General features: G+C 63.9%; 13 protein-coding genes. 2 read left to right on the plus strand and 11 right to left on the minus strand.

Annotation, left to right across the window (positions count from 1 at the left end; all coding sequences use genetic code 11):
* Positions 1-213 precede the first annotated feature (213 nt).
* Both B0G71_RS34970 and B0G71_RS34975 read left to right on the plus strand, forming a co-directional pair.
* On the plus strand, positions 214-927 hold the full coding sequence (locus B0G71_RS34970) for an alanyl-tRNA editing protein (RefSeq protein WP_116147666.1): 714 nt from the start codon (positions 214-216) through the stop codon (positions 925-927).
* A gap of 19 nt (positions 928-946) precedes the next feature.
* Positions 947-1,801 (plus strand): AraC family transcriptional regulator, encoded by an 855-nt coding sequence (locus B0G71_RS34975; RefSeq protein WP_116147668.1) that lies wholly within the window; start codon positions 947-949, stop codon positions 1,799-1,801.
* Positions 1,802-1,826: 25 nt separating this feature from the next.
* Here B0G71_RS34975 and B0G71_RS34980 read toward each other — a convergent pair whose 3' ends face one another.
* The 11 genes from B0G71_RS34980 to B0G71_RS35030 form a co-directional block, all read right to left on the minus strand.
* Positions 1,827-2,225, minus strand: a complete 399-nt coding sequence (locus B0G71_RS34980) for a hypothetical protein (protein WP_116147669.1) — start codon at positions 2,223-2,225, stop codon at positions 1,827-1,829.
* An 11-nt stretch (positions 2,226-2,236) separates the two neighbouring features.
* On the minus strand, positions 2,237-2,905 hold the full coding sequence (locus B0G71_RS34985; protein ID WP_116147671.1) for an RraA family protein: 669 nt from the start codon (positions 2,903-2,905) through the stop codon (positions 2,237-2,239).
* Positions 2,902-3,951 carry an amidohydrolase family protein gene (locus B0G71_RS34990; RefSeq protein ID WP_116147673.1) on the minus strand — a complete coding sequence of 350 codons (1,050 nt, stop codon included), beginning with the start codon at positions 3,949-3,951 and terminating at the stop codon, positions 2,902-2,904. The genes B0G71_RS34985 and B0G71_RS34990 overlap by 4 nt, the downstream gene beginning before the upstream one ends.
* Positions 3,952-4,050: 99 nt before the next feature.
* Positions 4,051-5,373, minus strand: coding sequence for an MFS transporter (locus B0G71_RS34995; protein ID WP_116147675.1), 1,323 nt, complete (start codon positions 5,371-5,373; stop codon positions 4,051-4,053).
* 125 nt (positions 5,374-5,498) lie between these two features.
* Positions 5,499-6,398 (minus strand): LysR family transcriptional regulator, encoded by a 900-nt coding sequence (locus tag B0G71_RS35000; RefSeq protein WP_116147677.1) that lies wholly within the window; start codon positions 6,396-6,398, stop codon positions 5,499-5,501.
* Entirely contained in the window at positions 6,395-7,345 is a 951-nt protein-coding gene (locus B0G71_RS35005; RefSeq protein WP_116147678.1) for a LysR family transcriptional regulator, read from the minus strand. Before B0G71_RS35005 ends, B0G71_RS35000 begins: the two co-directional genes overlap by 4 nt.
* A gap of 29 nt (positions 7,346-7,374) precedes the next feature.
* Entirely contained in the window at positions 7,375-8,064 is a 690-nt protein-coding gene (locus B0G71_RS35010) for an EthD family reductase (RefSeq protein ID WP_116147680.1), read from the minus strand.
* Between the two features lie 2 nt (positions 8,065-8,066).
* Positions 8,067-8,621 (minus strand): 4-hydroxyphenylacetate 3-monooxygenase, reductase component, encoded by a 555-nt coding sequence (gene hpaC / locus B0G71_RS35015; protein WP_116147681.1) that lies wholly within the window; start codon positions 8,619-8,621, stop codon positions 8,067-8,069.
* A 24-nt stretch (positions 8,622-8,645) separates the two neighbouring features.
* On the minus strand, positions 8,646-9,848 hold the full coding sequence (locus B0G71_RS35020; protein WP_404935435.1) for an acyl-CoA dehydrogenase family protein: 1,203 nt from the start codon (positions 9,846-9,848) through the stop codon (positions 8,646-8,648).
* A gap of 60 nt (positions 9,849-9,908) precedes the next feature.
* Positions 9,909-11,267 carry an MFS transporter gene (locus B0G71_RS35025; protein ID WP_116147685.1) on the minus strand — a complete coding sequence of 453 codons (1,359 nt, stop codon included), beginning with the start codon at positions 11,265-11,267 and terminating at the stop codon, positions 9,909-9,911.
* A 382-nt stretch (positions 11,268-11,649) separates the two neighbouring features.
* Positions 11,650-13,122, minus strand: a complete 1,473-nt coding sequence (locus tag B0G71_RS35030) for an NAD-dependent succinate-semialdehyde dehydrogenase (RefSeq protein ID WP_116147687.1) — start codon at positions 13,120-13,122, stop codon at positions 11,650-11,652.
* Positions 13,123-13,254 lie beyond the last annotated feature (132 nt).

Consider the following 13,254-nt stretch of genomic DNA (forward strand, 5'->3'; position numbering starts at 1 on the left):
GCCGGGGCGGTTGGGTGCGTTCAGGGAGATGGTTCAGGATACTGGAATTCGCGAGAAACGGGCCTTGTCCGGAGCGCTTCCGGCAGAGGCTGTTCCATATCCGCCGACATGAGTTTGCCCGGTCAGCCTCCGCAGGGCATTTTTAACCAAGACGGCCGCCCGCGGGACTGGGTATCCTAGGCGTATTCAGTCAATTTCCGCGAGGACATCAAGGTGCCGCATTATCTTTGCCACGAGCAGCCGGATCTGCTGGACTTTGAAACGGCCGTGATTGCCGCGCGGCCTGGCGCGGTCGTGCTGGGCCGTTCCGCCTTGCATCCGGGCGGCGGCGGCCAGGTGTCGGACGCCGCCACGCTGACGCACGCGCATGGCGCCGTGCGCATCACCGGTGTCGCCGCGGAAGGGGACATGCTCTGGCATCTGCTCGACGAACCGCTCGAACTGGACGGCAACGTGCACGTGGCCATCGACTCGGCGCGCCGCGCCACGGTCGCGCAACTCCATACCGTCACGCATATTCTCAACGCGTTGGTGTACCAGCGCTTTGCCGGCGCACTCGTGACCGGCGCACAGATCAACGCCGACGGCACCGCGCGCATGGACTTCGATCTGCCCGAAGCGGACAACGACGCGCTGCGTCTGCTGGAAGAGCCGGTCAACGAGGTGATCCGCAGCGCGATGGAGGTGCGCACCTATTACGTCGGCGCCGACCAAGCAAAGGCGACGCAAGGTCTGATCCGCAGCCTCTCGGTGGCGCCGCCGCCGACGCCGGACGGCACGGTGCGCATCGTCGAGATCGGCGATCTGGACCGGCAGGCATGCGGCGGCACTCACCTGACCAACACCGCGCAGTCGCGGCCCATTCGCATCGCGAAGATAGAGAACAAGGGCCGTCGTAATCGCCGGGTCAGAATCGAACTGGTTTGAAGAACAGGGGGCACGAGCTATGGAGACATCGGATAAGAGCGAGCCGGAAGTGGTCTGCTGGCGCGACGGCGCGCTCGACGGCGCATGTCTCGCGAGCGCCCGTTACGGCAATCACAAGTTCGACCGGCATCTGCATGACGAACTCGTCATCGTCATGACCGAAACCGGCGCGGGCCAATGTCACACGCGCGCGGGCAGCGAGGTTGCCGGCCCCGGCAGCGTGCTGGTCTTCGGGCCAGGCGAATACCATAGCGGTGAGGTCTGGGAGGGGCGCGAATGGATTTATCGCGCGATCTACCTGGACATGGAAGGGCTCGGCGCGCTCAGCGCAGTCTTCTCTCCCGACGCGCGCGCCGACAGACCGCTGCTGATTCCACCCGGGCTGTATCAGGATCCGCACCTCGCGGGCCTGCTGGTCAAGGCGCATGCGAGCCTGGACGAACAGCGCGCTGTCTCGCTGATGGAGCGTCAGGCGAACTGGTGGGCTGCGATGGGGATGCTGGTCGGACGTTATGGGCGCTCGGCTGAGGAGGTGGGAGAACCTCGGCGCGAGGCGCGCAAGATGGAGCAGGTGCGGGAGTACGTCGCCGCCAATTACGAGCGCGATATTTCAGTCGATGAACTGGCGGAACTGGTGGGACTGAGCCGCTACTACCTCACGCGCGCTTTCTGCAAGGAATTCGGGCTGCCGCCGCACGCCTACGCGACCCAGGTGAGGTTGCTGGCGGCGAAGCGGATGCTTGCCTCAGGGCAGAGTGCGGCGACGGCTGCGGCGGCCGTGGGCTTTTACGATCAAAGCCATCTCAACCGGCTGTTCAAGCGAGCCTATGGGATCACGCCCGGGGCGTATGCGGCGTTGAAGCCGGGGCATTAGGCGGCGTGCGTCCGCGTCGCCGCTATCACGCCGGCAAAGGCACATCCTCGATCAACTCGGCCTTCACCGCACGGATCCTGCGGTCCACGAAATACCCGCCGCCTTCCACGTAACGCAGATAAAGCCGCCCGCACAGCGAGCATTGCCACACGGCGCAGCGGTTATACGGAAAGTAGCGCGGCGCGATAGGCGCATCCACCGCCCAGTATGTCGTCTTGCCCGGCAGATACTCGCTGAACGTCGGCTCCGGATCGTCCTCCGGCATCAAGGTGCCGATTTCCTCGAACTGCGTTTCATCGAGCGATAAAGGCTGCGATTGCCAGCCGTCGAGCGGCGTTTTCGTGCACGTGCAGGGCGCGATGGCGCGCGTCTGCGCGGCGCGCGCGAGTTCGAGGAGTGTTGCAGCGTTCAGATATTGCGCCATGGGGCTCACGGTCAGTTGTTCATCATCCGTTCCCGGTGCGGAACGACCCACGAACGGTCGAACTTGCCTTCGGCAATCGACTTCAGCGCCGCCGTTTCCTTCGCGTGCTGGCGGCGCGCGCCTTCGATCACCGCTGCCACGTCGGCGGGTGTGATCGCGAGCAGGCCGTCTTCGTCGCCGACAATGATATCGCCAGGATGCACCACCGTGCCGCCGACCGTGACCGGCACGTTGATTTCGCCCGGTCCGTTCTTGTACGGCCCGCGATGCGTCACGCCGCGCGCATAGACGGGAAACTCGCGCTGTCGCAGCGAACCGACGTCACGGATCGCGCCATCGATTACGAGGCCTTGCACGCCGAGACTTTCCGCGAAGCTCGCCATGATCTCGCCCATCAGCGCCTGCGTGAGGTCGCCCGCACCGTCGATCACCAGCACGTCGCCGGGCCGGCAAAAGTCGAACGCGCGATGTATCGCGAGGTTGTCGCCCGGCCGTGTGTGGACCGTGACTGCAGTGCCGGCCATCGGGCGCGGCTGGTGATAAGGCCGCAAGCCCACCATGCCGCTCGCGCGCGCCATGTTGTCGCTCAGCAGCGAGACGGCCAGTTCACGAAGTGTTTCGAGCGTGGCCGCGTCGGCCTGAGGCGCGGAGTCGTATTCGCGCCATCCGATTGGATTCATACCGTTGCCCCTTGAGTTACTTGCGCAGCGAGTTGTAGATCGAGTTGACGCGAGAGCCGCGGATAGACACGGCGCGCGTTGTCTTCGTAGATACGCTGACGGTCCGCGTCGCTGAGCCATTCGATGGCGTCGATATAGCGGCGCGTATCGTCGTAATAGTGGCCGGTCTCCGGATCGATACCCTGCACCGCGCCGATGGTCTCCGACGCGAACAGAATGTTCCCCACCGGAATGACCTTGGCGAGCAGTTCGGCGCCGGGCTGGTGATAGACGCAGGTATCGAAGAACACGTTCTTTAGCAGATATTCGCTGAGCAGCGGACGCTTCATGTCCTGCGCGAGTCCGCGATAACGTCCCCAGTGATAGGGCACCGCACCGCCGCCATGAGGGATGATGAAGCGCAGCGTGGGAAAGTCGGCGAACAGATCGCCCTGCAGCAACTGCATGAACGCCGACGTATCGCCGTTGATGTAATGCGCGCCCGTCGCATGGAAATTCGGATTGCAGGACGACGAGACGTGGATCATTGCCGGCACGTCGAGCTCCACCATCGCTTCATAGAGCGGATACCAGCAACGGTCCGTGAGCGGCAAGCCGGACCAGTGGCCGCCGGACGGATCCGGGTTCAGATTGCAGCCGATAAAGCCGAGCTCTTCGACACAGCGCCGCAATTCGCCGATGCAGTTCGCGGGCGCGACGCCGGGCGCTTGCGGCAACTGGCATACGCCGACGAAATTGCGCGGAAACAGGTCACACACGCGATGCACGAGGTCGTTGCATTCGCTCGACCAGAGCGCGTTGGCTTCGGCAGTGGCGAGGTGATGACCCATGCCGGCCGCACGCGGCGAGAAAATCGTGAGGTCCGTCCCGCGTTCGCGCTGAATCCGCAACTGGCCACCCTCGATGCTCTCGCGAATCTCGTCGTCGGTAATGACGGGCCGCGGTGGCGTCGTGCCGCCGTCCTTCAGCGCGGCGATCTGCTGCGCGCGCCAGGCTTCATGCTGGCGCGGTGAGGTCGTGTAATGACCGTGACAATCGATGATCATGGTGTGCAAATCCTGTAAGTTGTCCTTGCGCACGCAGGTAATGCGTGCGCAGATTCAGTCCGCTGTTTTGTCAGGCGTTATGTGTTGCCGCTCGGCCTTTCAGGCGCGCGGCGCGGCGTCGCCGGTGGCGAGCGAGTTCGCTTCGTCTTCAACCGGCGCGACCCGCATGACTAGCGCGATGATCGTCGCGACAATCAGAAAGGCCGCGATCGTCAGCAAGGCCAGCTTGAAGTTGCCGGTCGCATTGCGCACGAGGCCGATGCTCCACGGGCCGACCAGCCCGCCGAACTGCGCGATGGTGTTGATCAGCGCGATCGTCGCCGCGCCTGCTGCGCCGGTTCTGAAGGAGGACGCGAGACTCCAGAACAGCGGGTTGCCTGCATAGATGAACAAACCGGTGACGCACAGCAGCACATAAGCGATCACGGGGTTTGGTGCGTACGCGCTGCCGGCAATGGCCAGCGCGCTCATGCCGTACACGAAGGCGAGGTGCTTCTTGCGGTCGCCGGTGCGGTCGGAACTGCGGCTGATCAGGAAGGTGCCCAACACGCCGAGCAAGGGCGGCGCAGCCGACAGAAAGCCGACTTCGAGATTGCTCAGATGGCCAAGACTCTTGACGATCTGCGGCAGCCAGAGGAAGAGGCCATAAATACCGACCAGCGCGCAACCGAATAGACACGCCAGGCTCCACACGCGGATGTCGCCCGCCACACGCAGCAAGGGAAAATGCGCGTTGCCGCCTACGGCTTGACGCTCGGCGGCGAGCGTCGACTCGAGCCAGCGCTTTTCGTCGTCGGACAGCCAGTCGGCGTCGGCGGGGCGTTCGGTCATGATGCGCAGCGTCAACAGGCCGAGCAGCATGGCCGGCACGCCTTCGAGGATGAACATCCACTGCCAGCCCTGCAAACCGAGAATGCCGTTCGCGTAGGTCATCAACGCGGTCGAAATCGGGCCGCCCAGCACCGCCGAAAACGAACCGGCGATGATGTAACCTCCAACCGCCCGCGCACGGTAACGCACCGGAAACCATTTCGTCAGATAGACCGCGACGCCCGGCAGAAAGCCCGCTTCCATCACGCCGAGCAGAAACCGCAGCGCGTAGAAGCTCGAATCGTTGAACACGAAAGCCGTGGCCGCGGCGACCGCGCCCCACGTCAGAAGAATGCGGGCAATCCAGCGGCGTGCGCCGACGCGATGCAGCAATAGATTGCTCGGCACTTCCAGCAGCATGTAGCCGACGAAGAAGATGCTGCCCGCGAAGCCGAACACGGCCGGACTGAAACCGAGCTGCTTGTTCATGTCCAGCGCGGCGAAACCGATATTGATCCGGTCGAGATAGTTGAAGAACATCATCGCGAAGAGCAGGGGCATGAGGCGCCCGTAGACTTTTCGCATGGTTACGGCTTCGTTGATCGCGGTCATCCTGTCTCCTACCTTGCGGCGATAGCCTTAGCCAACGCTGCGTTCTAATCATGTGTGAGGTCAATGATAAGAACGTGCGGACAGGGAGTCCAAGACCGCTTGCTTATTCTTCTATAGCTTTTTGCTTATAGTGCACTGGTTTTGAGCGGTGCGGGAAGGCAAGCCAGAAACGCCCGCAGGTGGGGCGAAGCGTCGTCGGTGCGGAAGGTGGCGGCAAGCGTGGAGCGGTACGACGAGCCCGGTCCGGTAAGGTGACGGTAAACCACATCGGTGCGTGCGTGCCGCGCCACGGATTCGCCGATAAACGTCACGCCCAGGCCTGCCGCAACCAGGGCAATCGCGGTCTGGATTTCATAAGCCTCGTGCGCGACGAGCGGGGTGATGCCCGCATCGCGATAGAGCGATTGCACCGAGCGCTTGAACTGCGCATTCTGATGCTTCGGGTACAGAATCAGCGGCGTGTCGGCGAGATCGGCGATGCTCACCTTCTTTTGCGCTGCAAGCGGATGACTGGGGTCGAGCGCGGCCACGACGCGCTCGCGAAGCAGCGTATACGAGGTGCAGCCTTCAACCGTCAGCGGCTGCCGGCCGATGCCGATGTGAATGCGCATGTCGCGCAGCGCATCGGTCTGTTCTTCGGTGAGCATTTCGAAGAGTTTGAGTTCGACCTGCGGATACGCCTTGTGAAACGCGTTCAGCGCGGGCGGCAAGACGCTGTACATCGACGAACGCGTGAAGCCCACACTCAGCCAGCCGCGCCGGCCCACGCCGATTTCCTGCGCGACGAGCGTCACCTGTTCCAGCGAGCCGAGAATCTGACGCGCCTCGTTGCACAGATAGTGGCCCGCTTCGGTGAGACTCAACGGACGTCGTGCGCGATCCACCAGTTGCGTGCCGAGCCGTTCTTCGAGTGAACGGATCTGCTGGCTCAGCGCGGGCTGCGCGATATGCAGGCGCTCGGCGGCGCGGCTGAAATTGAGTTCCTCCGCGAGAATCACGAAGCATTGCAGGGCTCTGATGTTCATAGCGGTTTTCCCATTCGTGTCTTACCGCTATCAGGCGATTGATGGAACATGCCGTAAATCTCATCGAGCAACCACGCAATGCCCGGATCCGCCGAAAATTGCGAGTGCGAGTGGACCTGGATTTCGATGGGCGGCAGCGCGAACGGCAACGGCAAAATGCGAAAGGCTTTGTTGCGATTGAAGCGCTGCGCGATACTTCGCGGAAAGATCACGGCGAGGTCGGTATGCTGAACGATCTCCGGCGCCACCACGAAATGCGGCAGGCGCAGCACGATATCACGGCGCAGATTCAATTCTTCGAGCCACTGTTCGACCATCCGGTGACCGGTCGCATTGGTGCTGGCGTAGACGTAGCGCAGGCTCGCAAGGTCGTCTTTGGTCGGCTTCTGTTTGCGCAGCGGATGGCCCGCCCGCACCACGCAAACATGTTCGTCGACGAACAGCGTCCTGCTCACGCATCCTGGATCGAGACCAGGCACGTAGCCGAGCGCCAGGTCGATCTTGCCGCTGCGCATGGCCGAACTCACCGAATCGACAGAGACGTTCGCGATCTCCAGGCGAATGCCGCGCGCGCTGCGGTCGAGCATCGAAAGAAGCGGCGGCAGGAAATAGAACTCCGACATATCCGACATGGACACGCGAAACACGCGCTGCGCCGTGGCGGGATCGAATTTGGCGATTTGCTGGACCGCGTCGTTGATGATGCCGAGCGCTTGAGTCAACGGCGCGTGCAGGCGCAATGCGGCGTCGGTGGGCACCATGCCGGTGGGCGTGCGAACGAACAGTGGGTCGTCGAATAAAACGCGCAGCCGGCGCAACGCGTGGCTGACCGCCGGTTGTGTGAGTCCGAGACGCTCGCCCGCGGCGGTCAGGCTGCGCAGATCGGAGATGGCCAGGAATACGCGCAGCAGGTTCAAATCCGTAATGCCGGGGTGCGACTTGGTCATGACGTTCGGATCGCGGCGAGGGCGGGCGTTTATTTGGGTTTCAGATTACCGTAAATGCTACGCATAGGGAAATGCAGCGTCGCGCCGCTGTAGGGCGGAAAAGCGTTGAAATCCTGCTTCATGCTGGCGCGTATCGGCGAGGCCAGCGCGTCCGCTAGCGACGCGGAATCGTCGAAGACGACTTTGTTGCGTTGCATGGCCATGGCGCGCTCGACGTCGAGACCCGAGCGGTAATCGAGCCGCGTGTAGATTTCGAGCTCGCGAATGCCGGGCAATTGCGCCATCAGCGGTGGATGATGCGCGAGGTAATGCGAGAGCCACGCGTTGAAGTCTTGCGCTTCGCCTTCGTAGCTGACGAGGTAGGTGCAGCGTTCGGCGCGTGCGTCAAGATCGCCTGGATCCGGGGTGGTGAATTGCCTGACCGCCATGGCTTGCTGCACAAAGGTGAGACCCGTGCTCGCAGATTCCTTTACGACGTCGTGAATCGCACCCTTCGGTTGCAGCGCTTGTTCAAGCAGTTCGAGGTCGTCGAAATACCATTGCAGCACGCAGCGAGGTCGCGCGGATACGTCGGACTTCGACAAAGGATCGCAGTCGTCCGATGCCGCGGGTACGTGGGTCACATAACGGCGCAATCCCTCTACGTTTCGCGGTGTTGGCTCGAAGCGAGGCGCAGATGCAGACGTACCGTGGCCAAGGAGAAAGAAGCAGACTTCCACGCTCACCTCGCGCCCGGCGCTGCAGCCAGGTGCGCCGCCGCTTGCGGCCGTGTCAGCCGATGAAACTCGCGGCCGAAATAGATGAGCCCGTCGCCGTCCGAGCGCAACGCGATGTGCCGAATCTGCGCGAACATGACCGAGTGCGAGCCGACCGTCTTGATGTCGACGATCTCGCCTTCGAGACTGGCGATCGCATCCGCGAGCACCGGCGCCTGCAAAGCGCCGCTGGTCCACGCATGGCGTCCGAAACGCTCGTCCATCGAGCACGCTGTCATGCCGGCGAAATCACGGGCCACTTCCTGGCACCCGGCGGCAAGCACGTTGATACACACGCTGCGGTTGCGATGCAGTACGTCATGCACATAGCTGGCCTGATTGATACAGACCAGCATGGTGGGCGGCGCGTCCGTCACCGAGCAAACCGCGCTTGCAGTGATGCCGCAGCGGCCGCCGGGTCCGTCCGTGGTGACGATGTTGACGGCGGCCGGCAGGCACGCCATCGCATCGCGGAAACGCTTTCTGGTGTCTTCGATCGTCACGATGTTTTCCTTTTGCATTGGCCTGAGTCGGGACGCGCCGCGTTAGGGAAACGGCGTGACCGGCGGCACGCCGGCGAACAGCGCGCCGGATGCGTCATACGTGCCTTCGCCGAGAAACGCATGCTGTGTCACGACGATCGAATCGCGCACGAGGCGCTGCAAACGGTTCTCGCGATAGATCGCGGCGATGCCCGCCATCTGATACGCCTGCATCACCACTTCCGCGCCGATCTGCGCGGCGTGCGTCGCGCTGAGGCGCAACAGATTGGCCTGCTCCTGGGAAACGGGATCGCCGTCGATGATCGTCCGCCACGCGGCCTCGGCGGATTCGTAGAAGAACGCGCGGGTGCTGCGCCAGTTGGCCTCCGCTTTCGCGAGGCCTGAGCGGTAGTAGCCACGGTCGGCGAGACGCGGCGCGCCGGTGGTGGTTTTGGTCGAACCGGACATGTCCGTCAGCAGGTCGAGCGCCGCGCGCGCGAGGCCGATGTTGACGGCGGCGTGCACCTGCGCCTGGTACGCGACAGCGGGATAGCGGTAAAGCGGTTCGTCGATCAGCGCCGCGCCGCCGCGCACGAAGGTCCATTGTGTATCGACGAATTTCTCGCGCAGCCGCAAATCGTGGCTGCCGGTTCCCTGCATGCCGACCACGTTCCAGTTCTCGACGATCTCCACTTCATGCGCGGGGAACACGGCCGTGAACGGCTTGCCCGCGCCCGCATCGCCGGAATTGGCGGGCGTGCCGCCGATGCCGACGCCGATCCAGTCGGCGCCCTTGCAGCCGCTCGCGAAGCGCCACTGCCCACTGACCACGAAGCCACCCGGCGCTTTCGTCGCGGGTTGCAGCGGATAGAGGCCGCCCGAGAAAACCTGGTCGGGGCCGGCGGCGTAAATCTGCTGCTGCGTTTCGATCGGCAAAGCGGCGAGGTAGGTATTCGCCGAGCCGAACGCCGCGACCCACGCGGCGGAGCCGTCGGCGCTCGCGATGCGTTCGAGCATCCGCAGGAATTGCGCCGGCGGCAGCGCGTCGCCGCCGAAGCGCTGCGGCGTGCTCGCCCGAAAGATGCCGGCGCGCTTCATCTTCGCGATCATGTCGCGCGGCACATGCGAGAGATGATCGAACTCGTCGCGGCGGCGCTCGATCTCGCCGATCAGCGCATCGAGTGTGAGCGGGCCGGTGTAGTCGGGATACGGATCCGCGTGATCGGTCGCGCGAGGTTTGTAGGCGTAAGTCGAAAGAGTGCTCATCTGAAGGCTTTGCATGATGACGGCTTCGAAAGAAAGTGAATGGGTGCGGAAGAAGCGCGCTTAGACGCTTTCGTGCCCGGCGTGCTCTTTGGCTTTCGCCTGAAGGCGTAGCGCTTTGGGAAAGGTTTCCGGCGCGAGACAGGTCGCGAGCACCGTGATCAAGCCGAGCACGGCGAGATAAATCGCCACCGGCGCGGCGCTGCGGTAATGCGCGAGCAGCGCGGTCGCCACCATCGGCGAGAGGCCGCCGCCGAGTACCGACGAAATCTCGCGGCCAATGCCGAGCCCCGAGAAGCGCAAATGAACGGGCAGCAATTCGCTGATGAAAGCAGGCTGCGCGCCTTCCAGAATGCCGAGCGTGATGCTGTTGGCGAGCACGAGCGCCGCGACGACTTTCCACAGCACGCCGGAGCCGAGCAGCGTGAAATACGGGTAGGCGACCAGCACCATCGCCACGGCGCCGGCGAGATAAACCGGCTTGCGACCGACGCGGTCCGTGAGACGGCCCATCAACAGGGACACGGGAATCATCAACAGCATCGACACGGTCAGGCCGCCTAGCACCCAACTCGATTTGAGGCCGATGAACTGGCCGTACGCAATCGAGAACGCGAAGAAGATGTACGACGCCGCGCCTTCACCGAAGCGCAGGCCGAACACGGTCAGCACCTGACGCGGACATTGGCGCAGCACTTCGACGATCGGCATGCGGGCGTCGCGGTGCGTCGCCTTGACGGCGGCGAACTCCGCGCTTTCGTCGACGGAGCGGCGCATCCACAGACCCAGCGCGACCAGCACGGCGCTGCAGAGGAACGGCACGCGCCAGCCCCAGCTGTGGAAGTCGGCGGGCGAGAGCGTTTGCACGAGCAGAAACGCGGCGGTGGACAGCACGAAGCCGAACGCCGCGCCGCACGGACTCCAGGCGGCGAGCGCGCCACGCCGCGAGGCGGGCGCGCTTTCGTGAATCAGCAGGATGCTGCCGCTCCATTCGCCGCCGGCGGCGAGGCCTTGCAGAATGCGCAACAGCACCAGCAAGACGGGCGCGGCAAGGCCGATCTGTTGATAGGTCGGCAGCAGACCCATGCAGACGGTGGCCGTGCCCATCACGAGCAGCGTCAGCATCATGACCGTCTTGCGGCCGTAGCGATCGCCGATATGGCCGCATAACACGCCGCCGATAGGCCGCGCGATAAAGCCCACCGTAAAGCCGCCGAATGCGGCGATCGTACCCGTCAATGGATCGCTGCCGACGGGAAAGAACAGCTTGCCGAACACGAGCGCGGCAGCGGTGCCGTAAAGGAAGAAGTCATACCATTCGAGGACCTGCCCGAGCACGGCGGTCGTCACTGCGCGACGAACCTTGCTGGTGGGCCGGGTTGCGGGCAGAGGTGTCAGAGCGGCTGTCGCGTCAGAATTCATGGCGGGTCATGGCAGGTGGAGGGTCACGATGTGGAGGGTCGCGCGTTCTTGTCATGGTGTTCGGCAGGAGCGGCGAAACGAGCCGGCAGGCATGGTCGAACAATATGACCGCGGAAATAGGCGGTCAAATTCAGGCCAAAAATGGCCGTCATGAATCGTGTGCATGACGGTTACGGTATTTCGCGCGAGGGGTGTTACGGCGAGAGGGGCTGCGTTCTCTTGAGCGGCGAACGCGTTGGGTCTGGCGACGTACTGGATTTATTGCGGGTAAAATGAGAACTGCCGCCTCGGCGCAGCGCTTCTCACAACTGGGAAGCGATGGCGTTCGGCGGCAGGGTGTTCAGGCGTTCAGGTGTTCAGGCTCTTGCGGGAGGGCGGCCCGTCAATCCAGCCCGCCCTGGCACATGTACTTAATCGACATGTAATCGTCGAGCCCATACTTCGACCCTTCGCGGCCGTAGCCCGATTCCTTTACGCCGCCGAACGGCGCCGCTTCGCTCGACACCGCGCCCTCATTGATGCCGATCACGCCTGCTTCGAGTTGCGCGGCCACGCGGTTGATACGCCTCACGTCCTGCGTATAGAAGTAGGCGGCGAGGCCGAACGGCGTGTCGTTGGAGAGACGGATCGCTTCGGCTTCGTCGTCGAAACGGAATAGCGGCGCGACCGGGCCGAAGGTCTCTTCGCAGCAGACGAGCATGCCTTCCTTCGTGTCCGTCAGCACGGTCGGCGCGTAGTAGTTCGGTCCGAATTCCGTCAGGCGCCTGCCGCCCACTAGCACCTTCGCGCCATGTTTGACGGCGTCTTCCACGTGACGGGCAATTTTCTCGATCGCGCGTTCGTTGATCATCGGGCCGATTTGCGCTTGCGGGTCGGTTGCAGGCGCAACTTTCAGCGCGCCGACGCGTTTCGCGAGCAGATCGGCGAAACGCTCATAGACGCCGGCCTGCACATAGACGCGGTTCGGACACACGCAGGTCTGGCCGCCATTGCGGAACTTCGCCGCCATCAGGCCGGTAACGGCCGCGTCGAGATCGGCGTCGTCGAATACGATGAAGGGCGCGTTGCCGCCCAATTCCAGCGAGAGCTTTTTCAGCGTGCCCGCGGATTCGCGCGCGAGATGCTTGCCCACCGGCGTCGAACCCGTGAAGGTGATCTTGCGTACCCGTGCGTCGGCGAGCCAGTCGGCAACGGCGGCAATGCCCTGTTCACGCGACGCCGACAGCATGTTCAGCACGCCATCCGGCAAACCGGCTTCCTGAGCGAGTGCGGCGAGGGCGAGCGCGGTGAGCGGCGTGTCTTCGGCGGGTTTGGCGACCACGGTGCAACCCGCCGCGAGCGCGGGCGCGATCTTGCGGGCGATCATGGCCAGCGGGAAATTCCACGGCGTGATCGCCGCGACCACGCCGACCGGCTCCTTCACCGCGCTCATGCGCTTGCCGCGCTGCTGCTGCGGAATCAGATCGCCGTAGATGCGGGTCGCTTCGTCGGCGAACCAGGCCACGTACGACGCGCCATAAGCGACTTCGCCGCGGGCCTCCGCGAGCGGCTTGCCTTGTTCCATCGACATCAGCTTCGCGAGGTCGTCGGTATTGGCGACGATCAGCGCATGCCAGCGGCGCAGAATCTCGGCGCGCTCGCGCGGCAGCCTGTCGCGCCAGGCGGGGAACGCGCGGGCTGCGGCGTTGGTGGCGGCACGCGCGTCAGCGGCGCCGCTGTCGGCGACTTCGACGATCGTCTCGCCGGTGGCCGGGTTGGTGACGGCAAAGCGGGCGCCGTCGGCGGCGCCGGTCCATGCTCCGTCGATCAGGTTCTGCGAGCGAATCAGTTCATTGCGTGTCAATGCGAGAGACATTCGGTTGCTCCTTCAGGTTGCCCTTGACGTAGCGAGGCACGCGGCCGCGTACGCGCGTCGATTGATGGATCGATGCTACGCCTCTGCCGCAATCGATGAAATTGCCAATCGAGGCGCCGGTGGTGCGCATGC

This window comes from Paraburkholderia sp. BL27I4N3 (assembly GCF_003386115.1).
Lineage (GTDB): Bacteria > Pseudomonadota > Gammaproteobacteria > Burkholderiales > Burkholderiaceae > Paraburkholderia.